The sequence below is a fragment of the Stenotrophomonas sp. RIT-551 genome (genome assembly GCF_026241915.1).
Lineage (GTDB): Bacteria > Pseudomonadota > Gammaproteobacteria > Xanthomonadales > Xanthomonadaceae > Stenotrophomonas > Stenotrophomonas bentonitica_A.
This window is the reverse complement of record NZ_JAPJIU010000002.1, coordinates 335,947-356,567: the sequence shown is the minus strand read 5'-3', so window position 1 is coordinate 356,567 and position 20,621 is coordinate 335,947. Positions and strand designations below refer to the sequence as shown.

The window sequence follows — 20,621 nt, the reverse complement described above, 5'->3', positions numbered from 1 at the left end:
ATCACCAGACAGAGGACAACCGCATGACTCAACGCAAGGGCATCATCCTCGCGGGTGGTTCGGGCACGCGCCTGTATCCGATCACCAAGGGCGTCAGCAAGCAGCTGCTGCCCGTGTACGACAAGCCGATGATCTACTACCCGCTCAGCGTGCTGATGCTGGCCGGGATCCGCGACGTGCTGATCATCAACACGCCGCACGAGCAGGCGCTGTTCCAGAGCCTGCTCGGCGACGGCTCGCAGTGGGGCATGAACATCGAGTACGCCGTGCAGCCGAGTCCGGACGGGCTGGCGCAGGCCTACCTGATCGGCAAGGAGTTCATCGGCGGCAAGCCGAGCTGCCTGGTGCTGGGCGACAACATCTTCCACGGCCATGGCCTGCGTGAGGTGCTGCGCAATGCCGACCAGCGCGATACCGGTGCCACGGTGTTCGGCTACTGGGTCAATGATCCGGAGCGCTACGGCGTGGCCGAATTCGACGCCGCCGGCAAGGTCATCGACCTGGTCGAGAAGCCGGAGAAGCCGCGGTCGAACTATGCCGTCACCGGGCTGTACTTCTACGACGGCAACGCCAGCGATTACGCCGCCGAACTGAAGCCCTCGCCGCGTGGCGAGCTGGAAATCACCGATCTCAACCAGCGTTACCTGCGCGAGGGCAACCTGCATCTGGAAGCGCTGGGTCGTGGCTATGCGTGGCTGGATACCGGTACCCACCAGTCGCTGCTGGAAGCCTCCAACTTCATCGAGACCATCCAGACCCGCCAGGGCCTGCAGGTCTGCTGCCCGGAAGAAATCGCCTTCGGCCAGGGCTGGATCAATGCCGAGCAGCTGGAGAGGCTGGCAGCGCCGTTGATCAAGAACGGCTACGGCCAGTACCTGCACACGCTGGCTGTGCGAGGAGTAGTGCCGTGAAGATTGTCGAAACCAAGCTGCCCGGTTGCGTGGTGATCGAGCCTGCCGTGTTCGGCGACGAGCGCGGGTTCTTCTTCGAGACCTGGAACGCGGCCCGCTTCGGTGAGCATGGACTGCCGACGAAATTCGTACAGAGCAACGTCTCCAGCTCGTCCAAGGGCGTGCTGCGCGGCCTGCATTACCAGTGGCCGCGGCCGCAGGGCAAGCTGGTCAGCGTGCTTGAAGGCGAAGTCTACGACGTGGCCGTGGATATCCGTCGCGGCTCGCCGACCTTCGGCCAGTGGGCCGCCGTGGTGCTGAGCGCGGATAACAAAAAGCAGTTCTGGATTCCGGAAGGCTTCGCGCATGGTTTCGCTGTACTCTCCGAACGCGCGATCTTCAGCTATCTGTGCACCGAGGTGTACCTGAAGGACTTCGACGCCGGCGTCCGCTGGAACGATGCCGACATCGCCGTCGACTGGCCGATCAGCGCACCCACGCTGTCGGCCAAGGACGAGTCCGCGCCGTTCCTGAAGGACATCGCCGAGGACCGCCTGCCGGTCTACCAGCCGTGACGATCCTGCTGCTGGGGGCCAATGGCCAGCTTGGCCAGGAACTGCAACGCGCGCTGGCCCCGCTGGGGACGATCGTGGCGACCACGCGCAGCGGCGCGCTGCCCGATGGCAGCGCGTGCGAAGTGGCCGACTTCGACCAGCCCGCCTCGCTGGCCGCATTGCTGGACCGCGTCCAGCCGACGGTGGTGGTCAATGCCGCCGCCTACACGGCGGTCGACCGCGCCGAGGGCGACCGCGATGCCGCGTTCCGCGCCAATGCAGAAGCGCCAGGCGTGCTGGCGCAGTGGTGCGCGCAGGCCGGCGTCCCATTGGTGCATTACTCCACCGATTACGTGTTCGACGGGCAGGGCACGCGCCCGTACCGGGAAGACGATGCAACCGCCCCGCTGGGCGTATATGGCGCCAGCAAGCTGGCCGGTGAGCAAGCCATCCGTGCGGCCGGTGGACGCCACCTGATCTTCCGCACGGCCTGGGTATACGCCTCGCACAGCGCCAACTTCCTGCGCACGATGCTGCGGGTGGGGGCCGAGCGCGACGTCCTGCGTGTGGTGGCTGATCAGGTCGGTACGCCGACGCCGGCAGCGTTGATTGCCGATGTGACCGCGCAGGCGCTGCAGCACGACGGCGCACTGTCGGGCACGTGGCATCTGACGGCCAAGGGCGAGACCAGCTGGCACGGCTTTGCCGAGGCGATCTTTGCGGAAGCGGTGGCAACAGGCGTGCTGCCGCGGGCGCCGAAAGTCGAGGCGATCACTACGGCCGAGTACCCCACGCCGGCCAAGCGCCCCGCCTATTCGCACCTGGATGTGGCGAAGCTGGAGCAGGACTTCGGCGTCGTGCTGCCGAGCTGGCAGGACGGCCTGAAGCGGGTCATCGCGGACGGTTGAGCCAGACGTGGAGCCACGCCATGCGTGGCTGACGCGGTGTCAGGATCCCAGGCAGGGCAGCCACGCATGGCGTGGCTCTACCCGCAATAAAAAACCCGGCCTTGGCCGGGTTTTCTGTTTATCTGCCTACCGTCGATCAGGTACGACCGTAGGTATCTTCAAACCGCACGATATCGTCCTCGCCCAGATAGCTGCCGGACTGCACTTCGATCAGTTCCAGCGGCAGCTTGCCCGGGTTCTTCAGGCGATGGGTCACGCCCAGCGGAATGTACGTGCTCTGGTTCTCGGTGAGCAGCAGCACTTCCTCGCCGCGGGTCACCTCGGCCGTGCCGCTGACCACGATCCAGTGCTCGGCACGGTGGTGGTGCATCTGCAGGCTCAGCGTTGCACCCGGCTTGACGGTGATGCGCTTGACCTGGAAGCGGGAACCGTTATCGATCGAGTCGTACGCGCCCCAGGGGCGGTACACCTTGCGGTGCCAGGTTGCTTCGGGGCGCCCGTCGGCCTTGATCTGCGCGACCACCTGCTTGATCTCCTGCATGCGGTCGCTCTTGCCGACCATCACCGCATCATCGGTTTCCACCACGATCACATCGTCCAGGCCGACCAGCGCGATCAGCCGCTCGCCGTAGGCGAAGGTGTTGCGGCAGTCGATCGCGATCACATCGCCGTGGTGCGCGTTGCCATTCCCATCCTGTTCGGATACATCACGCAGCGCGGTCCACGAGCCCACGTCGTTCCAGCCGGCATCCAGCGGCACGACCACCGCATCAGCGGTCTTTTCCATCACTGCATAGTCGATGGAATCCGACGGCACGGCGGCGAAGGCGTCCTTGTCCAGGCGGGTGAAATCGCTGTCACGACGCGCCTGCTGCCAGGCGGTGCGGCTGCCGGCCAGCATGGCGGGGTGGAACGTCTCCAGCTCGGCCAGGAATCGGGACGCCTTGAACAGGAACATGCCGCTGTTCCAGAAGTACTCGCCCGACTGCACGTAAGCGGTCGCGGTCTGTGCATCCGGCTTCTCGACAAACCGGTCCACGGCGCGGACATCGCCGCCGGAGGCCGCCTTGATGTAGCCATAGCCGGTTTCCGGGCCGGTCGGCACGATGCCGAAGGTCACCAGCTTGCCGGACTCCGCGGCCGGCACCGCACGCAGCACCGCAGCACGGAACGCATTCTCGTCGGCAATCACGTGGTCTGAAGGAAGCACCAGCAGCAGCGCATCATCGCCATCACGGGTCGCTTCCAGCGCCGCCACCGCGATGGCAGGTGCGGTATTGCGGCCGACCGGCTCCAGCAGGATCGCCTGCGGCTGCACGCCCAGCTGCTGCAGCTGCTCGGCGGCCACGAAGCGGTGTTCCTCGTTGGCGACGATCAGCGGCGCGCGGCCGGCGATCCGGGCCACGCGCTGCCAGGTCGCCTGCAGCATGGTCTGTTCGCCAGCCAGGGCCAGGAACTGCTTGGGGTAGGACTCGCGCGACAGCGGCCACAGGCGGGTGCCGGAACCACCGGAAAGGATGACGGGAAGAAGGTTCTGCATGGTGGGGTATTCGCCTCAGGCGTCCTTGAGCAACTGGGAAATTTCATCGGTGCGTGCGCGCAGCAGCGCTGCGTCGCCGCGGGTTTCAACATTCAGGCGCAGCAGCGGCTCGGTATTGGAGCTGCGCAGGTTGAAGCGCCAGTCGCCGAAATCGGCGCTGATGCCATCGGTGTGGTCCAGCGACGGTGCCTGCGCGGCGTAATGCTCCATCACGCGGGCAACGGAACGCTTGGCGTCGGCCACCTTGAAGTTGATCTCGCCGCTGCACGGGAACTTCTGCATGCGCGCCTCGACCAGGTCGGCCAGCGAGCGGCCGGACTCGGAGACCAGCGCGGCGATCAGCAGCCACGGGATCATCCCGGAATCGGCGTAGGCGAACTCGCGGAAATAGTGATGCGCGCTCATCTCGCCGCCATAGACGGCATTTTCCGAGCGCATCTTTTCCTTGATGAAGGCATGGCCGCTCTTGCACAGCACCGGCTGGCCACCGGCTTCCTCGACCATTTCCACCGTGTTCCAGGTCAGGCGCGGGTCGTGCACGATCTTGCCGCCGGGCTGGCGCGCCAGGATCGCCTGGGCGAGCAGGCCGACCAGGTAATAGCCTTCGATGAAGCGGCCGTTGTGGTCGAAGAAGAAGCAGCGGTCGAAATCGCCATCCCAGGCGATGCCGAAGTCCGCGCCATGCTCGCGCACGGCCTGCGCGGTGAGCTCGCGGTTCTCCGGCAGCAGCGGATTGGGGATGCCGTTGGGGAAGCTGCCGTCGGGTTCATGGCAGATGCGGATGAACTCCAGCGGCAGGTGCGGGGCGAGCAGATCCACGATCGTGCCGGCGCCGCCGTTGCCGGCATTGACCACCAGCTTCAGCGGCTTGAGTGCCTTGGGCTCGATGTAGCTCAGCAGGTGGGCGATGTAGGCGCTCTTGTCCGGATGCGACTGCAGGCCGGCGCTCGGCTCGGCCGCGGGGGCCTGGTCGGCCTCGACCGCGTCGGAGATCGCGAACAGGCCGGTATCGGAGCTGATCGGACGGGCCTGCTCCTTGACCAGCTTCATGCCGTTGTAATCCATCGGATTATGGCTGGCGGTGACCATTACCCCGCCGGCCGCCTTCAGGTGGTCGACCTGGAAATAGACTTCTTCAGTCCCGCACAGCCCGATGTCGAGCACCTCGCGGCCGGCGCCGCGCAGGCCGGCTGCCAGGGCATCCTGCAGGGCCCCGCTGGTCAGGCGGACATCGTGGCCCACCACCACCGTGCCGGGCGACAGCTGGGCGGCCAGGGCCACGCCGATGCGGCGGGCCAGATCTTCGTTCAGTTCATCCGGAACCCGGCCGCGGATGTCGTACGCCTTGAATGCGGGGAGCGTCATCTATTCAGTCCTTCTGACAGTCAGCGCACTAGTTTAGCCGCTGCCGTGTATGGGAATCGTTTTCACCGGTGCGGGCCGGGTCAACGCCGGACCCCGGGGGCAGGGAAAGCCCCGGGCAATGGCTACAATGGCCGCTTACATCAACGAGGTGAGGGCGTAGATGAGCAAGTCCCCAGACAACGCCGGGCGACGTGGCAAGCAGTACGCCAGTGCGGCTGAAGCGCTGCAAGGCGCCATCGCCGATGGCCAGACCCTGGCGGTCGGCGGGTTCGGCCTGTGCGGTATTCCCGAGGCCCTGATCGCCGCGCTGCGCGATACCGGTGCCAAGGACCTGACTGTGATCTCCAACAATGCGGGCGTGGATGGCTTCGGCCTCGGCCAGCTGCTGGCGACCCGCCAGATCCGCAAGATGATCTCCTCCTACGTGGGCGAGAACAAGGAGTTCGAACGTCAGTATCTGGCCGGCGAGCTGGAGCTGGAGTTCAACCCGCAGGGCACCCTGGCCGAGCGGCTGCGCGCCGGCGGTGCGGGCATTCCGGCCTTCTTCACCGCGACCGGCTACGGCACGGTGGTGGCCGAAGGCAAGGAAACCCGCGAGTTCGACGGCAAGCACTACGTGATGGAGACCGCGCTGCGGGCCGACGTAGCGCTGGTCAAGGCCTGGAAGGCCGACGAGGCCGGCAACCTGGTGTTCCGCAAGACCGCGCGCAACTTCAACCCGGCCTGCGCGATGGCCGGCAAGCTGTGCATCGTGGAAGTGGAAGAGGTGGTGCCGGTGGGCAGCATCGACCCGGACCAGGTGCACCTGCCGGGCATCTACGTGCACCGCATCGTGCACAACCCGCACCCCGAGAAGCGTATCGAACAGCATACCGTGCGCCAGGAGGCGAACTGAGATGGCCTGGACCCGCGATGAAATGGCACAGCGCGCCGCGCGCGAACTGACCGACGGCGCCTACGTGAACTTGGGCATCGGCCTGCCCACCCTGGTCGCCAACCACATTCCCGACGGCGTGGATGTCTGGCTGCAGTCCGAAAATGGTCTGCTCGGCATCGGCCCGTTCCCGACCGAAGCCGACGTGGATGCCGACCTGATCAACGCCGGCAAGCAGACGGTGACCGCACGCGCGGGCGCCAGCTACTTTGGCAGCCACGACAGCTTCGCGATGATCCGTGGCGGTCATATCAACCTGGCCATCCTCGGCGCGATGCAGGTCACCGACAAGGGCGATCTGGCCAACTGGATGGTGCCCGGCAAGATGGTCAAGGGCATGGGCGGGGCGATGGATCTGGTCGCCGGCGTTCAGCGCGTGGTGGTGCTGATGGAGCACACCGCCAAGAACGGCGAGCACAAGATTCTGCCCGAATGCAATCTGCCGCTGACCGGGGTTGGCGTGGTCGATCGCATCATCACCGACCTGGCCGTGTTCGATGTCACCGACAAGGGCCTGGTGCTGATCGAGTCCGCGCCGGGCGTGGGTATCGATGAGCTGAAGGAAAAGACCGGCGTGGCCTTCGGCCAGGCCTGATCGCTGTCGCCGCCGTGGTGCCCGTGCGACGGGCACCACGATAGTCGTTGAGGATTCCATGGATCTGCATCTGCGCGAGGCTGAGGTGCACTGGCACCGCCATTGGCTACCCCGCGACGCCGCCGACACCCTCCAGCGCACGCTGCGCGAGGATGTCCCGTGGGAGGTGCACAGGATCCGCATGTTCGGCCGCCAGGTCGATTCCCCGCGGCTGAGCTGCTGGATGGGCGACCCGGCCGCCCGCTACCGCTATTCCGGTACCGACTTCGTGCCGCAGCCGTGGCATCCGGCGCTGCTGCCGCTTCGGGATCAGCTGGCCGCATTCTGTGGCCACGCGTTCAACAGCGTGCTGCTCAACCGTTACCGCGATGGTGATGACGGGATGGGCTGGCACAGTGACAACGAGCCCGAGCTGGGGCCGGCGCCGGTGATCGCGTCACTGAGCCTGGGCGCGGGGCGGCGGTTCCTGCTGCGGCGACGGGACGACCATGCGAAAAAGGCCGAGGTCCTGCTGGACCATGGCGATCTGCTGGTGATGGGTGGGCAGACCCAGCGCCTTTACCAGCATTGCCTGCCGAAAAGCGCCCGGCCGCTGGCCGAGCGCCTCAATCTCACCTTCCGCTGGATCAACGCACCCGGGCAGGGGTAACCGCGCTGCGGGCGTGATCCTGCTCGCCGGTCACCAGCGTCCAGCCCACCACGTTCGTGGTCAGTGTCTGCAGCCCCTGTTCCAGCGCGGCGGTGACCTGGGCGACGTCGGTGCTGCCCACCGGGTTTTCCTGGCGGAAGGTGCGGTCGGCGACCACGCGCTGGTCGATCACGTGGATCAGTTTGGCATTCACTTCGATCAGCGCGGTCGGGGTGGCCTGGCCGCGGTAATCGGCTTCGAAACGGCGCACGTCCATGGCCAGCTTGTAGTCGGCGCGGATGCCGGTGGTGACCCGGGCCACGCCGTTGATGCGGCCGGAATCCTCGAAGCCGCGCACCAGCGCGTCGTCGAGCATGTCGGTGGCCGGCTGGGCCCAGCTCACGCCCTTGTAGACCTCCAGCTCGGAGGGGGTCGGACGTACGTTGATGCGCGGGCTGTCGACCACGCGGGCGGCGCTGGGCTTGACCAGCACCAGCTGCCAATCGACGGTCGGCCAGCTCGGGTCGGCCTGGATGCGCACCACGGGCGAATAGATCGTCACCGCGCTGCGTTCGTTGCTGCCCAGCAGCGAGCAGCCGCCAAGCGCGGCGATCAGGGCGATCGGCAGCAGGGGCCGGAAGAAGGTCGCGTGGTTCATTTGGGTTCGAACTCCTTGGGTGCGTCACGGCCGAGCAGATAGCGTGCCGGGTTGTTGTCCAGGCGGTCGCTGACCCGGCGCAGGTCGCGGATCAGGCCGCGCAGCTCGGTGAGGGTCGGGCCGAGCTGGGCCAGGCCATCATTGGCGAAGCTGTTGATCGCGGCCCGGTTCTCGCCAAGGATCGAGTCGGCATTGCCGGCCGCCGAGTCCAGCTTGCTCAGCGTGGTTTCCAGCTTGTCCAGGATCGGCGGCAGCTGCTGCACCAGATTCTTGTCCAGCCGCTGGATGGTGCCATTGGTGCTCTTGAGGGTCACGTCCAGGCTGCGGGCGGCATCACGCGCGCTCAGCAGCAGCGCCTGGGTACCCTGGTCGCGGTCGGCCAGGCCGCCGCTGATGGTTTCCAGGTTGGCCAGGGTGGCGTTGATGCTGGCCACGTTGCGGTCGCTGAGCACCTGGTCCATGCGCTCGACGATGCGGTTGGCCACGTCGGTGATGTTCTGCAGCGCCGAGGGGGTGGTCGGGATGATCGGGGCCGGATCCTTGTTGACCGCGGTCAGCGCGGGCGACTGCGGCGTGCCGCCACTGAGCTGGATGATCGACGGGCCGGTCAGGCTGGTGATCGCCAGCTTGGCGCGGGTGTCGGTCTTGACGGGCGTATTGGAGTTCAGGCGGATCCGTGCGACCACCTGGCGCGGATCGTCCGGTACCAGGTTCAGTTCGGTGATCGAGCCGACCGCGATGCCGTTGTACTGCACCGGGCTGCCGACTGACAGGCCGGTGACGGCCTCGCGGAACACCACGCGGTACTCGGTCCAGGTGCGATCGGAGGAGTACTTGGCGGCCCACAGGCCGAAGGCCAGCAGCGCCAGGCCCACTATCAGGGTGAAGGCGCCGATCAGGACGTAATTGGCTTTGGTTTCCATGGCTTACTCGCTCTCGTGCTTTGCATCGCGCGCAGCACGCGCGCGCGGTCCGTGGAAGTACTCCTGGATCCACGGGTGGTCCAGTTGTTCGATCTCGTGCAGCGGGGCATTGGCGATGACTTTCTTGTCGGCCAGCACCGCCACCCGGTCACAGATCGCATACAGCGTGTCCAGATCATGTGTGATCAGGAAGACCGTCAGGCCCAGCGCTTCCTGCAGGGTCTTGATCAGGCGGTCGAAGGCGGCCGCGCCGATCGGATCCAGCCCGGCGGTGGGCTCGTCCAGGAACAGCAGCGGCGGGTCCAGCGCCAGCGCCCGGGCCAGGCCGGCGCGCTTGCGCATGCCGCCGGACAGCTGCGAGGGGAGCTTGTTGATCGCATCGGCCGGCAGGCCGGCCAGCTTCACCTTGAGCAGGGCCAGCTCGTAATGCCAGCGCTCGGGCAGCTCGCCGTGGTGTTCCTTCAGCGGCACCTGCACGTTCTCGCCCACGGTGAGCGAGGAGAACAGGGCGCCATCCTGGAACAGCACGCCGGTATTGCGTTCGATATGCAGGCGGTTGGCCGGGTCGCTGGAACGGGCGTCGACGCCGAGTACCTCGATCTGGCCGTCATCGGGCGTGCGCAGGCCGAGGATGCTGCGCATCAACACCGATTTGCCGGTACCCGAGCCGCCGACCACGCCGAGAATCTCGCCGCGGCGCACGTCCAGGTCCAGCCCGTCGTGCACGACCTGCGCGCCGAAACGGTTGGTCAGCCCGCGCACGCGGATCAGCAGTTCACCATCACCGGTGGCGGCGTCGTCGCGGTCCATGGCCGGGGCGGTATCGGTGCTCATCGGTTACCAGCCCATCTTCATGAACCACAGCGCGGCGAACGCGTCGAGGATGATCACCAGCGAAATCGCCTGCACCACGCTGGAGGTGGTGCGCTCACCGACCGACTGCGCGGTGCCTTCAACCTTGAGGCCTTCCAGGCAGCCGATCAGGCCGATCACCAGCGCGAACACCGGGGCCTTGGACAGGCCGACCAGCATGTTGCGCACTTCCATGGTGTCGTGCATCCGCGCGATGTACATCTGCGGCGGAATATCCAGATCGAACGCGCCCACGGTGATGCCACCGGCCAGGCCGGCGACCATGGCGATGAAGGTCAGCAGCGGCAGGGTGATCAGCAGGGCGATCAGGCGCGGCAGCACCAGCAGGTCGACCGGGTCCAGGCCGAGCGTCTTCATCGCGTCGATTTCTTCGCGGGCCTTCATCGCGCCGATCTGCGCGGTGAACGCACTGGCGGTGCGGCCGGCCAGCACGATGGCGGTCAACAGCACCGCGAACTCGCGCAGGAAGGCGATGCTGACCAGTTCGACTACATAGATCTCCGCGCCGAAGTCGCGCAGGATCGTGGAGCCGAGGAAGGCGATCACCGCGCCGACCAGATACGACAGCAGGGCCACCAGCGGCACCGCGTCCAGGCCGACCTGCTCCATCTGCGCGACGGTGGCAGTAAGACGGAAGCGGCGCGGTTCCTTTATAAGGCGCGCGCCCTTGACCAGGTTCTCGCCCAGGAAACTGGCCAACGCCACGATGTTGTGGCCCATGCCGTGCACGCTGACACCGAGTCGTTCCAGCGCGGCCAGCACGCCGAAGTCGCGTTTGGCCTTGGGCCGGTCGTCGGCGACTTCCTCGATGGTGGAGACCAGCGCGCGATGCTCCTCGCGGAACGTCACCGCGTCCTCGCCCAGGTCGGCGCGGTGCGCGACACGCAGCAGCTGCAGCACGCCGGCCGAATCGAGCAGGGTGATGCCGCTGGCGTCCAGGCCGGTCACTTTCTCCGGGAGGCCGCGCAGCACTTCGGCCGCGTCCAGCGCGGTGCGTAATGTCCAATGGCCAGACAACCGGATCAGGCCGGGGTCCTGGGCATCCTGCTCGAGATGGGGGGCTTGGTCTGAGGTCATGTAGGCGTCCTGCGCGCAGCATACCCTGTCCGGGTGCATGGCTCGCGTATGCGCCGGACCGGTCCATGCACGCCGCTCGGCACTGCCGGGCATGCGCGCGGCTGCATCATGACACCGGGATTCTTCAGGCCGGGGCGTGTTCGGGTAATACTACGGCGCATGTCTGCCGACGCCCCCACCATCGTTGCACCACCTGCCACCTACGCTCAGCGCGTGGCCTTCGTTTCGGAAATGGCCGGGCGCCTGCACAGCTATGGCACCACCGCGCAGCGGCTGGAGGCGGCGGTGGTCGCCCTGGCGCAGCGGCTGGATCTGGATTGCGAGCCGTGGTCGAACCCGACCGGCCTGATCCTGAGTTTCAGCGACCCGACCAAGGCGATCGGTTCGTCGGACATCACCCGCGTGATCCGCCTGGCCCCGGGCGAAAACGATCTGCATAAACTCAGCATCGCCGACCAGATCACCGATGCGGTGGCCAACGGCACCATGAGCATCGCGCAGGGGCATACCGCGCTGCGGCAGCTGGACAAGGACCCCGGGCGCTGGGGCAAGGTCCGCACGATTCTCTCCTACAGCCTCGGCGCGGCCGGCGTGGCCGGGCTGTGGAAACTGCCGTGGCTGGATATCGCCACCGCCGGCGTGATCGGGCTGCTGATCGGCGTCATGGGCATGTACACCGACCGCCGCCCGGCCACGCGCGAGGCCAACGAAGCCCTGGCGGCGCTGCTGGCCGGTTCGGTGGCAACGCTGGTGGCCTCGTTCATCGGCGCGCTCAACCTCAATACGGTGATCATCGCCTCGCTGGTGGTGCTGCTGCCCGGGATGTCGCTGACCAATGCGGTCAACGAACTGGCCAGCCAGCACTGGGTCTCGGGGACGGCACGCTTCGCCGGGGCGGTGACCACGATTCTGAAATTGACGGTGGGCGCGGTGATCGCGGTGACCCTGTCCGGCATCGTCGGGCTGGAACCGCTGGTGCGCGCGTCGCGTCCACAGGCCGATTGGGTCGAGTGGGGTGCGTTGCTGCTGGCCGCCTTCGCGTTCGCGATGCTGTTCAAAGCCAACCGGCGCGATTTTCCGTGGGTGATGGCCGCGGCGGTGGCCGGCTATGCGATTTCAAAATTCGCGGGCCAGGCCTGGGGCATACCGGCCGGCATTTTCATGTCGGCGATGCTGCTCACGGCCGCAGGCAACCTGTTTGGTCGCCTGGCGCAGCGCCCGGGCGCGATCATCCGCTTGCCCGGCATCATCATGCTGGTGCCCGGCAGTACCAGCCTGCGTGGCGTGCTGACCCTGGTCCAGCAGCAGGACATGAGCGCCGGCCAGACCGTGCTGATGACTGTGCTCAACGTGGTGATGGCACTGGTGGCCGGGCTGCTGTTCGGCAATCTGCTGATCCCGGCACGCAAGAATCTCTGACCGCCGCGGCCATCGCGCAGGTGTGCACCAGGAACGAAAACGCCGGCGCGAGGCCGGCGTTTCCATGTGCGTCAGTAACTGACCGGCTTACTTCTTGATCAGGAACTCTTCGACCTTCTTGCCCTTGGCGGTATGCGCGGCCAGCCAGCGCGGCTGCTTGCCACGGCCGGTCCAGGTTTCCTTCGGGTTGGCCGGGTTGCGGTACTTCGGGGCCACCTTGCCAAGCTTGCGCACGGCCTTGGCCAGGGCCTTGGTCGCCTTGCCCGCGGCACGACCGCGTGCGGCCGGGGCGGCGCCGCCGAACAGTTCTTCCACCGAATAGCCCTGGGCCTTGGCCAGCTTGGTCAGCTGCGCGCGGACCTTGCTGATCGCCGGACGCTTGGCCACGATGGTCTGCTGCTTCTTGGCGTTCTTGATCAGCGCGCCCAGCTCTTTGGCGGACAGGCCGCTCAGGTCAATGCTCATCTACTACTCCGCAATATATTAAGGACAGGGTGAGCCGGTCCTTGGCATCGGAAACAGCATACATTCTCTTTTGCGAAATACACAAACAAACCGGAGATATTGAAACCGGGTCCGCCATTGAAAAGGCCGGGTTATTCACCCGGCCTTTGTCATTACTGCGTCAACTTCGCCAGCAGTGCTTCCTTGTCCAGGACTTCGGCTTCGGCGGCGCTGCGCGCGCGGTACTCGAACGTGCCGGCGGCGACACCGCGTTCGGACACCACGATCCGGTGCGGCACGCCGATCAGTTCCATGTCGGCAAACATCGCGCCCGGGCGCAGGCCGCGGTCGTCCAGGGCCACGTCCAGGCCGGCGGCCTGCAGCTGTGCAAGCAGCTCGGCGGCAGTGGCCGACACGGTCTCGTCCTGCTTCGGGTTGATCATGCAGACCACCACCTGCCACGGCGCCATAGCGTCGGGCCAGATAATGCCGGCGTCGTCATGATTCTGTTCAATCGCCGCAGCCACGATGCGCGAAATGCCGATGCCGTAGCAGCCCATCGCCAGTACCGCGGCCTTGCCGTTCTCGTCGAGCACGGTCGCATTCAACGCCTGCGCATACTGGCGGCCGAGCTGGAACACGTGGCCGACCTCGATGCCGCGCGCGATCTTGAGTTCACCGCCATCGGCAGCACGATCACCGGCCTTGGCGTTGCGGATGTCCGCCACTTCCGGTTCGGGCAGGTCACGGCCCCAGTTGACGCCGGCGATGTGGAAACCGGCTTCGTTGGCGCCGACGACGAAATCGGCCAGCGCGGCGACGTCGCGGTCGGCGACGATGCGGATCGGCTGGGCCGGATTGAGCGGGCCGAGGAAACCGGGCTGGCTGCCCAGGTGCGTGGCGATCTCCGCCTCGCTGGCCATGCGGTAGCCCTGCAGGCCCTCGACTTTACCGAGTTTGATTTCATTGACGTCGTGATCGCCACGCACCAGCGCCAGCACGAAGCCGCCCTCGCTCATGATCGCGATCGACTTGACCGTGCGCTCCAGGCCCAGGCCGAGCAGGGCGGCCACGGCTTCACAGGTTTTCTGCGTGGGCGTGTCGACCTTGCGCAGTGCTTCGCTGGCGGCCGGGCGCTCGCCCGGGGCCGCGGCGATGGCCGCTTCCATGTTCGCGGCGTAATCCGAGCCGGTGGAAAACACCAGCGCGTCTTCGCCGGACTCGGCGATCACGTGGAATTCCTGCGAGGCGTCGCCACCGATCGCGCCGGAGTCGGCCTGCACCATGCGGAAATCCAGGCCGAGGCGGGTGAAGATGCGGGCATAGGCCGACTTCATGTTTTCGTACTCGCGCACCAGGCACTCATCGTGCAGGTGGAAGGAGTACGCATCCTTCATCAGGAACTCGCGCGCGCGCATCACGCCGAAACGCGGGCGGATCTCGTCGCGGAACTTGGTCTGGATCTGGAAGAAATTGACCGGCAGCTGCTTGTAGCTGGACAGCTCCTGGCGCGCGAAATCGGCAGCGGCCTCTTCGGCGGTCGGGCTGTAGCAGAACACCTGCTCCTTGCGGTCCTTGATCTTCAGCAGCTGCGGGCCGAACTTTTCCCAGCGGCCGGTGGCTTCCCACAGTTCCTTGGGCTGGATGGTCGGAATCTGGAATTCCACCGCGCCGGCACGCTCCATTTCCTCACGCACGATGCGCTCGACCTTGCGCAGCACGCGCAGGCCCAGCGGCGACCAGGTGTACAGCCCCGAGGCCAGCTTGCGGATCATGCCCGCGCGCAGCATCAAGCGGTGGCTGGTCAGCTCCGCGTCGCTGGGGGTTTCCTTGGTGGTGTGCAGGTGGAACTGGGAGAGGCGCATCGTCGGCTTCGCTGAACGGCAGAAGCCGATATTCTGCCAGTCTGGCCGCCGCGATGGGTGCTGGCGGTGGTTTTGGCCCTTGCCGGGACCGGCGGCTCAGGCCTTGGGCGTGCAGTACGCCTGGATGGCGGCCTCGGCCAGGGTCCTCTGGGCGCTGCGCTGCGCGTCGGTCAGGGCGGTATCGGCCTTGCCGTCGCCATCGGTGTCCTGCATGACCTTGCCTGGCCCATCGAGCAGGACGATATTGCCGCGGGCGGTGGTGCAGTCGCTGTTCTCGGCCGGGGCGGCCGCCGCCTCGCGCGGGGCCGGGTCGCGGTGTTGGACCTGGCGGGCCTCGTAGTTCTGCCCGGTGGGCGGCTTCTCCGAATACTGGGTCACGCCATGGGCGTCTTTCCACTTATAGACGTTGCCGGCACTGGCCGTCGCACTGGCGAGCAGCAGCAGGGCGCTCAGACGGGACAGGGCACGCATGGCGACTCCGGAGACAGGGCAGAAGCGCGATTGCAGCACCCCGGGCCGGCGCTGGCAAGCCGATCACGGCAGCAATGGCAGGGGGCGGCGCGCTGGCACTGCCCCAAAGGGCACCGCAGCCACTAAACTGGCCGCATGGATCAACTGAAACCCCCGCCGCGCTCGCGCAGCATCTACCTGCTGCCCAACCTGTTCACCACCGCAGGCCTGTTCGCCGGCTTCTACGCGATCATCGCCGCGGCCAACGGCGACTTCGTCAATGCCGCCATCGCCGTGTTCGTCGCGGCGGTCATGGACGGCCTGGACGGCCGCGTGGCCCGGCTGACCGGGACCAGCAGCGAATTCGGCGTGCAGTACGACTCGCTGGCCGACCTGGTCAGCTTCGGCATGGCCCCGGCCCTGGTGATGTACCACTGGTCGCTGTCCTGGCTGAAGTTCGACGACCCGGTGCTCGGCCGCGTCGGCTGGGCGGTCGCCTTCCTGTATGCCGCCTGCGCCGCGTTGCGCCTGGCCCGCTTCAATACCCAGGTCACGGTGGTCGACAAGCGCTGGTTCATCGGGCTGGCCAGCCCGGCCGCCGCCGGCCTGATGATGTCCTTCGTCTGGGCCTTCGCCGATGGCAACCTGGGCTGGGACGGCAACCAGCTGCGCTACGTCGCCCTCGGCGTGACCCTGGTCTCGGCCCTGCTGATGGTCAGCCGGATCCGCTTCTGGAGCTTCAAGGGCAGTGGCGAGAAGGGGCCGCGCGCGGACCGCGTGCCGTTCCTGGCGCTGGCCCTGGTGCCGATCGCCATCGCGATCATGGTCATCGATCTGCCGCGCGTGCTGTTCGCGGTGGGCCTGGTGTATGCCCTGTCCGGCCCGTGCTACTGGGTGTGGCAACGCACCCGCAGGCCGGTCGAGCCGAACGCGTGAGCGGGCAGGCGCTGCCGCCATTGTGGTCGCCGGCGCAGCAGTCCTGGCTGCAGGCCATGGGCTACACGGTGTTCGTCGACGGCAGTGTCGCGCCCGAGGCGGTGGTGTTGCCGGAGATCGAGCTGCGCGCGGCCCCGGTGGCCGAGCCGCCGGTGCCCGTACGCCCCGCACGGCCGGCGCCATCGGCGGACGCGCCCGCACCGGTACGGCGCAGTGCCCCGCGCACGGTGGAAGAAGGCGCGCCCAGCAGCCCGCCGGCCGCGACACCCGTGCGCGCGAGCGGTGGCCGCCGCGCCGCGGTGCGGATGCCTGATCGCCTGCAGATCGCGCTGCTGCGTGCCTCCGGCTGCAACCCCGCCGAACCGGATACCCAGGCCTTGATGGCCAGCTGGAACCTGGATGAACTGCGCGGCAGTGCGGCCGCCAAGCGTGCGTTGTGGCCGCAGTTGCGTGCCCTGCGCAGGAAGAACCGCCCGTGAGCGCGGTGAGCTCGCCACGGCCGTTGTCGCTGCGCGCGCTGCGCGAAAGCGACCTCAATGCGGTGATGGCGATCGAAGTGCGCGGGTATCCGTACCCGTGGACCCGCGGCATCTTCCAGGACTGCCTGCGCGCCGGTTATCCCGGCCTGGCGATGGAAGAGGACGGCCTGCTGATGGGCTACGGCCTGCTCAGCATCGCCGCCGATGAAGCCCATATCCTCAATATCTGCGTGGACCCGCTGTGCCAGTCGCGCGGCCACGGCCGGCATCTGCTGCGCGCGCTGGTGAAGCTGGCCCGCGACCACGGCGCGCACCGCGTGTTCCTGGAAGTGCGCCCGTCCAATACCCCGGCGGTGGCGCTGTACCACAGCGAGGGCTTCAACGAGATCGGCCGCCGGCCCCGCTATTACCCCGCCCGCGAGGGGCGCGAGGATGCGCTGGTCATGGCCATCGAGCTGGTCGACGACGACATCCAGGTGATGCCGCCGCTCTGACCGCGTGGTGTAGAGCCACCCCATGGGTGGCTGCGCGTCATCCCGCCCCGGAAGGCAGCCACGCATGGCGTGGCACTACCTCCCCCCAGCGCTTACAGCTTCGCGCGCTGCGAACGCAGGCCATCCAGCTGCGCGGTCCATTCGACCAGGCGCACGCGCTCCTGCTCGACCACGGCCGCCGGCACCTTGTCGGTGAACTTGGCCAGCTTGGTCCCGCTCTTTTCCTTTTCCGATTCCACCCGGGCGATTTCCTTGTCCAGGCGCGCGCGTTCGGCGCCCAGATCGACCAGGCCCTCCAGCGGCACCAGCAGGGTCAGGTCGCCCACGATCGCGGTGGCGGCTGGCGGCGTGTTGCTGCCGTTGGCCAGCCACTCGATGCGCTCCAGCTTGAGCAGGAACGACAGCGAGGCGGTGAAGCGGGTCATGCGCGCGCGGTCGTCGTCATTGCCGCCCTGCAGCAGCAGCGGCACCAGCTTGGACGGCGGCACGTTCAACTCGCTGCGCACGCGGCGCAGCGCATTGACCATCGACTTCAGCCACTCCACGTCGGCTTCGGCGCGGGCGAAGTCACCAGCGAATTCCTCCGCGGTCGGATACGGGCGCTGGGAGATGGTGTCATCGGTGATGCCCAGGCGCGGGGCGACCTGGCCCCACAGCTGCTCGGTGACGAACGGAATCAGCGGGTGCAGCAGGCGCAGCAGCGCTTCGAGCACGTACAGCAGGGTGTGGCGGGTGCTGTTGGCATCCTCGGCGTCGGCGCCGTTGAGGGCCGGCTTGGTCAGCTCCAGGAACCAGTCGCAGAACTCGTTCCAGGCGAATTCGTACAGGCACTGCGCCAGCAGGTCGAAGCGGTAGTTGGCGAAATGCGTCTGGGCTTCGGCCGAGACCGCCGCCAGGCGCGCGAGAATCCAGCGCTCGGCGTCGGTCCGCGGCTGAGGCACACCGGTGAACGTGCTGCCCTCGGTGTTCATCAGGGTGAAGCGGCTGGCGTTCCACAGCTTGTTGCAGAAATTCTTGTAGCCCTCGGCGCGGTTCATGTCGAACTTGATGTCGCGGCCGTGGGTGGCCAGGGCCGCGATGGTGAAGCGCAGCGCATCGGCACCGTGGGCGATGATGCCATCGGGGAACTCGCGGCGGGTCGCCTTCTCGATCTTCGGCGCATCCTTGGGCTTCATCAGGCCAGTGGTGCGCTTGGCGACCAGGTCTTCGATGGAAATACCATCGATGATGTCCAGCGGGTCGAGCACGTTGCCCTTGGACTTGGACATCTTCTGACCCTGCGCATCGCGGATCAGGCCGGTCATGTAGATGTCCTTGAACGGAATCTTCCCGGTGAAGCTGTCGGTGGCCATGATCATGCGGGCCACCCAGAAGAAGATGATGTCAAAGCCGGTGACCAGCACCGCAGACGGCAGGTAGCGCTCGAAACCGCGCTCGGCCATCGCCTGTTCGTTCGGCCAGCCCAGCGTGGAGAACGGCCACAGCTGCGAGGAGAACCAGGTCTCCAGCACGTCGCTGTCCTGGTGCAGGGCGAGGTCGGCGGCGAGGTTGTTCTTCGCGCGCGCTTCGGCTTCGTCGCGGCCGACATAGCAGTTGCCCGCGTCGTCGAACCACGCCGGAATGCGGTGGCCCCACCACAGCTGGCGGCTGATGCACCAATCCTGGATGTTCTCCATCCAGTGGCGGTAGGTGTTGATCCAGTTGGCCGGCACGAACTGGATGCTGCCGTTCTCGACCAGCTCCAGGCCGCGCTTGGCCAGCACGTCCATCTTCACGAACCACTGGTCGGTCAGGTAGGGCTCGATCACCTGCTGGGTGCGGTCGCCACGCGGCACCTGCAGCTTGTGTGCCTTGGTCTCGACCAGGATGCCGAGGTCTTCCAGTTCGGCCAGGATCACCTTGCGCGCGTCGTAACGGTCCAGCCCGCGGTACTTCTCCGGGGCGTTGTCGTTGATCGCCGCGTCCGGGGTGAACAGGTTGATCATCGGCAGGTTGTGGCGCAGGCCAACCTGGTAATCGTTGAAATCGTGGGCGGGGGTCACCTTGACCACGCCGGTACCGAACTCGCGGTCGACGTAATCATCGGCGATCACCGGAATCTCGCGATCGGTCAGCGGCAGCTTCACCTTCTTGCCGATCAGGTGCGCGTAGCGCTCATCGTCCGGGTGCACCATCACTGCGGTGTCGCCCAGCATGGTTTCCGGGCGGGTGGTGGCCACGGTCAGGGTGCCGCTGCCATCGGCCAGCGGGTAGCTGATCGACCACAGGAAACCGTCTTCCTCCACGCTCTCCACTTCCAGATCGGAAATGGCGGTCTTGAGCACCGGATCCCAGTTGACCAGGCGCTGGCCACGGTAGATCAGGCCCTGCTCGTGCCAGCGCACGAAGGCCTCGATCACCGCTTCGGACGGCTGCGGGTCCATGGTGAAGGTGCTGCGCGACCAGTCGCTGGAGGTGCCCAGGCGGCGCATCTGGCGCTCGATGGTGTCACCGGACTGCGCCTTCCACTCCCACACCTTTTCGATGAAGCCGTCGCGGCCCAGCGAATCGCGGGTTTCGCCCTGGCCGGCCAGCGCCAGGTTGCGCGACACCACCATTTCGGTGGCGATGCCGGCGTGGTCGGTACCCACCTGCCACAAGGTATCGTAGCCGCGCATGCGGTGGTAGCGCACCAGCGCATCCATCAGGGTCTGCTGGAAGGCATGGCCCATGTGCAGCGTACCGGTCACGTTCGGCGGCGGCAGCAGGATGGTGTACGGCTCGCCCTTGCCGGACGGCTTGAAATGGCCGGCCTTCTCCCACGCGTCGTACAACGCGGTTTCAAAGGTTTTGGGGTCGTAGCTGGAGGCGAGTTGGGTCATGCGGGAACCAGGATCGAATACGGAAGGTGGGGGTGCCGGAAGCTCAGCGCCCTAAGGCGCGACGGATCTTCTGGCCGGTATGGAACGGTGAGACCGCGCAGGCGGCCCAGATCGCGGCGGGCCGCCAGCCAGACAAGGACAGCCGACTGACAGTCGGCGCTCCCTTCGAGACGTTGAGGATGCCTGCGATCGGGCGGCCGATGGTGAAGAAGGCGAACCAGGAAAAGATCAGGGCGATCAACAGGCGCATCAAGGGTCTCCGGGGGCGGCGGCGACCGGACGGACGCCACGCGGGTTACATGTCGTACTTGTTCAGCTCAAAGCCCAGCGCTTTGTACTGGCGCCAGCGCTCGCGCAGCGGTTCGCGCGCTTCCGGGTCGGCCGGGACCACTTCCAGCACGCGGTCGCAGGCGGCCAGGTAGGGGTCGTCACGCAGGTTGATGACCAGCGGCCGGGCCGGGGCCTCGGTACCGGGAACGGCGATCAGCACCAGCGCCTCTTCCTCGTCCATGTCTTCGCCGGCGATCTGGTGCGGGATGTAGGCATCGTTGTCGAACGCCCACAGCAGTTCGTCCAGTTCTTCGGCCTGGGCCTGGTCGCGTGCCAGCACCAGGGTGAACAGCCCGGCGTCGTTGGCCTTGCGGGCCAGCTCACAGACCAGCCGCAACGGCTCGGTCAGGAAGCGGGGCTTGGCGATCAGGTAGAAATCAGCACGGGACATGGCAGGG

General features: G+C 66.8%; 21 protein-coding genes and 1 pseudogene. 10 read left to right on the top strand and 12 right to left on the bottom strand.

What is annotated here, in order from left to right:
• The first annotated feature begins 23 nt into the window (after positions 1-23).
• The 3 genes from rfbA to rfbD are packed head-to-tail and all read left to right on the top strand — an operon-like array spanning position 24 to position 2,352.
• The gene (gene rfbA / locus ORK51_RS04260) at positions 24-911 is read left to right on the top strand and encodes a glucose-1-phosphate thymidylyltransferase RfbA (RefSeq protein ID WP_046273795.1); all 888 of its coding nucleotides are present in this window, start codon (positions 24-26) and stop codon (positions 909-911) included.
• On the top strand, positions 908-1,465 hold the full coding sequence (gene rfbC, locus ORK51_RS04255) for a dTDP-4-dehydrorhamnose 3,5-epimerase (protein ID WP_266084226.1): 558 nt from the start codon (positions 908-910) through the stop codon (positions 1,463-1,465). The genes rfbA and rfbC overlap by 4 nt, the downstream gene beginning before the upstream one ends.
• Complete coding sequence (gene rfbD / locus ORK51_RS04250) at positions 1,462-2,352, top strand: dTDP-4-dehydrorhamnose reductase (protein ID WP_266084224.1); 891 nt, start codon at positions 1,462-1,464, stop codon at positions 2,350-2,352. The genes rfbC and rfbD overlap by 4 nt, the downstream gene beginning before the upstream one ends.
• 136 nt (positions 2,353-2,488) lie before the next feature.
• Here the strand turns inward: rfbD and ORK51_RS04245 are convergent, their stop codons facing one another.
• Positions 2,489-3,892: a mannose-1-phosphate guanylyltransferase/mannose-6-phosphate isomerase gene (locus ORK51_RS04245; RefSeq protein WP_266084222.1), complete on the bottom strand. Its 1,404-nt coding sequence runs from the start codon at positions 3,890-3,892 to the stop codon at positions 2,489-2,491.
• Positions 3,893-3,907: 15 nt separating this feature from the next.
• Positions 3,908-5,257 (bottom strand): phosphohexomutase domain-containing protein, encoded by a 1,350-nt coding sequence (locus ORK51_RS04240; RefSeq protein ID WP_019182574.1) that lies wholly within the window; start codon positions 5,255-5,257, stop codon positions 3,908-3,910.
• Between the two features lie 160 nt (positions 5,258-5,417).
• On the opposite strand from ORK51_RS04240, the gene ORK51_RS04235 reads away from it, so the two are divergent.
• Genes ORK51_RS04235 through ORK51_RS04225 form a run of 3 tightly spaced genes read left to right on the top strand, consistent with a single transcriptional unit; the run spans position 5,418 to position 7,435 of the window.
• Entirely contained in the window at positions 5,418-6,152 is a 735-nt protein-coding gene (locus tag ORK51_RS04235; RefSeq protein WP_266084219.1) for a CoA transferase subunit A, read from the top strand.
• A gap of 1 nt (position 6,153) precedes the next feature.
• Positions 6,154-6,786 carry a CoA transferase subunit B gene (locus ORK51_RS04230; RefSeq protein WP_266084217.1) on the top strand — a complete coding sequence of 211 codons (633 nt, stop codon included), beginning with the start codon at positions 6,154-6,156 and terminating at the stop codon, positions 6,784-6,786.
• A 58-nt stretch (positions 6,787-6,844) separates the two neighbouring features.
• Positions 6,845-7,435 (top strand): alpha-ketoglutarate-dependent dioxygenase AlkB family protein, encoded by a 591-nt coding sequence (locus ORK51_RS04225; RefSeq protein WP_266084216.1) that lies wholly within the window; start codon positions 6,845-6,847, stop codon positions 7,433-7,435.
• On the opposite strand, the gene ORK51_RS04220 is transcribed toward ORK51_RS04225, so the two are convergent.
• Genes ORK51_RS04220 through ORK51_RS04205 form a run of 4 tightly spaced genes read right to left on the bottom strand, consistent with a single transcriptional unit; the run spans position 7,413 to position 10,945 of the window.
• Complete coding sequence (locus tag ORK51_RS04220) at positions 7,413-8,072, bottom strand: ABC-type transport auxiliary lipoprotein family protein (RefSeq protein ID WP_266084214.1); 660 nt, start codon at positions 8,070-8,072, stop codon at positions 7,413-7,415. The genes ORK51_RS04225 and ORK51_RS04220 overlap by 23 nt on opposite strands.
• A complete protein-coding gene (locus tag ORK51_RS04215) occupies positions 8,069-8,995 on the bottom strand; it encodes an MlaD family protein (RefSeq protein WP_019182569.1) in 927 nt (308 codons plus the stop codon). Before ORK51_RS04215 ends, ORK51_RS04220 begins: the two co-directional genes overlap by 4 nt.
• A 3-nt stretch (positions 8,996-8,998) precedes the next feature.
• Positions 8,999-9,829: an ABC transporter ATP-binding protein gene (locus ORK51_RS04210; protein ID WP_102788990.1), complete on the bottom strand. Its 831-nt coding sequence runs from the start codon at positions 9,827-9,829 to the stop codon at positions 8,999-9,001.
• A 3-nt stretch (positions 9,830-9,832) separates the two neighbouring features.
• Positions 9,833-10,945 carry an ABC transporter permease gene (locus ORK51_RS04205; protein WP_070426576.1) on the bottom strand — a complete coding sequence of 371 codons (1,113 nt, stop codon included), beginning with the start codon at positions 10,943-10,945 and terminating at the stop codon, positions 9,833-9,835.
• A gap of 159 nt (positions 10,946-11,104) precedes the next feature.
• Between ORK51_RS04205 and ORK51_RS04200 the strand changes: the two genes are divergently transcribed.
• Positions 11,105-12,364 carry a threonine/serine exporter family protein gene (locus ORK51_RS04200; RefSeq protein ID WP_019182566.1) on the top strand — a complete coding sequence of 420 codons (1,260 nt, stop codon included), beginning with the start codon at positions 11,105-11,107 and terminating at the stop codon, positions 12,362-12,364.
• Positions 12,365-12,454: 90 nt separating this feature from the next.
• On the opposite strand, the pseudogene ORK51_RS04195 reads toward ORK51_RS04200, so the two are convergent.
• The 3 genes and pseudogenes from ORK51_RS04195 to ORK51_RS04185 all read right to left on the bottom strand — a co-directional run.
• Positions 12,455-12,829: pseudogene (locus ORK51_RS04195) on the bottom strand (H-NS histone family protein); the annotation flags it as partial.
• Positions 12,830-12,981: 152 nt separating this feature from the next.
• A complete protein-coding gene (locus ORK51_RS04190; protein WP_266084207.1) occupies positions 12,982-14,673 on the bottom strand; it encodes a proline--tRNA ligase in 1,692 nt (563 codons plus the stop codon).
• 96 nt (positions 14,674-14,769) lie between these two features.
• The gene (locus ORK51_RS04185) at positions 14,770-15,144 is read right to left on the bottom strand and encodes a DUF4124 domain-containing protein (protein WP_266084205.1); all 375 of its coding nucleotides are present in this window, start codon (positions 15,142-15,144) and stop codon (positions 14,770-14,772) included.
• A gap of 135 nt (positions 15,145-15,279) precedes the next feature.
• Here ORK51_RS04185 and pssA point away from each other — a divergent pair, with 135 nt between their 5' ends.
• The 3 genes from pssA to rimI are packed head-to-tail and all read left to right on the top strand — an operon-like array spanning position 15,280 to position 17,032.
• Positions 15,280-16,059: a CDP-diacylglycerol--serine O-phosphatidyltransferase gene (gene pssA / locus ORK51_RS04180; RefSeq protein ID WP_019182562.1), complete on the top strand. Its 780-nt coding sequence runs from the start codon at positions 15,280-15,282 to the stop codon at positions 16,057-16,059.
• Entirely contained in the window at positions 16,056-16,538 is a 483-nt protein-coding gene (locus ORK51_RS04175; protein WP_266084202.1) for a hypothetical protein, read from the top strand. Before pssA ends, ORK51_RS04175 begins: the two co-directional genes overlap by 4 nt.
• Positions 16,535-17,032, top strand: a complete 498-nt coding sequence (gene rimI / locus ORK51_RS04170; RefSeq protein WP_070426579.1) for a ribosomal protein S18-alanine N-acetyltransferase — start codon at positions 16,535-16,537, stop codon at positions 17,030-17,032. The genes ORK51_RS04175 and rimI overlap by 4 nt, the downstream gene beginning before the upstream one ends.
• A 92-nt stretch (positions 17,033-17,124) precedes the next feature.
• On the opposite strand, the gene ORK51_RS04165 is transcribed toward rimI, so the two are convergent.
• Genes ORK51_RS04165 through ORK51_RS04155 form a run of 3 tightly spaced genes read right to left on the bottom strand, consistent with a single transcriptional unit; the run spans position 17,125 to position 20,614 of the window.
• Positions 17,125-19,893 (bottom strand): valine--tRNA ligase, encoded by a 2,769-nt coding sequence (locus tag ORK51_RS04165; protein WP_266084200.1) that lies wholly within the window; start codon positions 19,891-19,893, stop codon positions 17,125-17,127.
• A 43-nt stretch (positions 19,894-19,936) separates the two neighbouring features.
• Positions 19,937-20,143 carry a YqaE/Pmp3 family membrane protein gene (locus ORK51_RS04160; RefSeq protein ID WP_266084198.1) on the bottom strand — a complete coding sequence of 69 codons (207 nt, stop codon included), beginning with the start codon at positions 20,141-20,143 and terminating at the stop codon, positions 19,937-19,939.
• A 45-nt stretch (positions 20,144-20,188) separates the two neighbouring features.
• The gene (locus tag ORK51_RS04155) at positions 20,189-20,614 is read right to left on the bottom strand and encodes a DNA polymerase III subunit chi (protein ID WP_046273804.1); all 426 of its coding nucleotides are present in this window, start codon (positions 20,612-20,614) and stop codon (positions 20,189-20,191) included.
• Positions 20,615-20,621: the final 7 nt, after the last annotated feature.

Coding starts and splice junctions, on each gene's coding strand:
- ORK51_RS04185 (WP_266084205.1), bottom strand. CDS start 15,144: ATGCGTGCCCTGTCCCGTCTGAGCGCCCTGCTGCTGCTCGCCAGTGCG.
- ORK51_RS04190 (WP_266084207.1), bottom strand. CDS start 14,673: ATGCGCCTCTCCCAGTTCCACCTGCACACCACCAAGGAAACCCCCAGC.
- ORK51_RS04240 (WP_019182574.1), bottom strand. CDS start 5,257: ATGACGCTCCCCGCATTCAAGGCGTACGACATCCGCGGCCGGGTTCCG.
- ORK51_RS04230 (WP_266084217.1), top strand. CDS start 6,154: ATGGCCTGGACCCGCGATGAAATGGCACAGCGCGCCGCGCGCGAACTG.
- pssA (WP_019182562.1), top strand. CDS start 15,280: ATGGATCAACTGAAACCCCCGCCGCGCTCGCGCAGCATCTACCTGCTG.
- ORK51_RS04220 (WP_266084214.1), bottom strand. CDS start 8,072: ATGAACCACGCGACCTTCTTCCGGCCCCTGCTGCCGATCGCCCTGATC.
- ORK51_RS04210 (WP_102788990.1), bottom strand. CDS start 9,829: ATGAGCACCGATACCGCCCCGGCCATGGACCGCGACGACGCCGCCACC.
- ORK51_RS04160 (WP_266084198.1), bottom strand. CDS start 20,143: ATGCGCCTGTTGATCGCCCTGATCTTTTCCTGGTTCGCCTTCTTCACC.
- ORK51_RS04245 (WP_266084222.1), bottom strand. CDS start 3,892: ATGCAGAACCTTCTTCCCGTCATCCTTTCCGGTGGTTCCGGCACCCGC.
- ORK51_RS04155 (WP_046273804.1), bottom strand. CDS start 20,614: ATGTCCCGTGCTGATTTCTACCTGATCGCCAAGCCCCGCTTCCTGACC.
- rfbA (WP_046273795.1), top strand. CDS start 24: ATGACTCAACGCAAGGGCATCATCCTCGCGGGTGGTTCGGGCACGCGC.
- ORK51_RS04235 (WP_266084219.1), top strand. CDS start 5,418: ATGAGCAAGTCCCCAGACAACGCCGGGCGACGTGGCAAGCAGTACGCC.
- ORK51_RS04225 (WP_266084216.1), top strand. CDS start 6,845: ATGGATCTGCATCTGCGCGAGGCTGAGGTGCACTGGCACCGCCATTGG.
- ORK51_RS04200 (WP_019182566.1), top strand. CDS start 11,105: ATGTCTGCCGACGCCCCCACCATCGTTGCACCACCTGCCACCTACGCT.
- ORK51_RS04165 (WP_266084200.1), bottom strand. CDS start 19,893: ATGACCCAACTCGCCTCCAGCTACGACCCCAAAACCTTTGAAACCGCG.
- ORK51_RS04205 (WP_070426576.1), bottom strand. CDS start 10,945: ATGACCTCAGACCAAGCCCCCCATCTCGAGCAGGATGCCCAGGACCCC.
- ORK51_RS04215 (WP_019182569.1), bottom strand. CDS start 8,995: ATGGAAACCAAAGCCAATTACGTCCTGATCGGCGCCTTCACCCTGATA.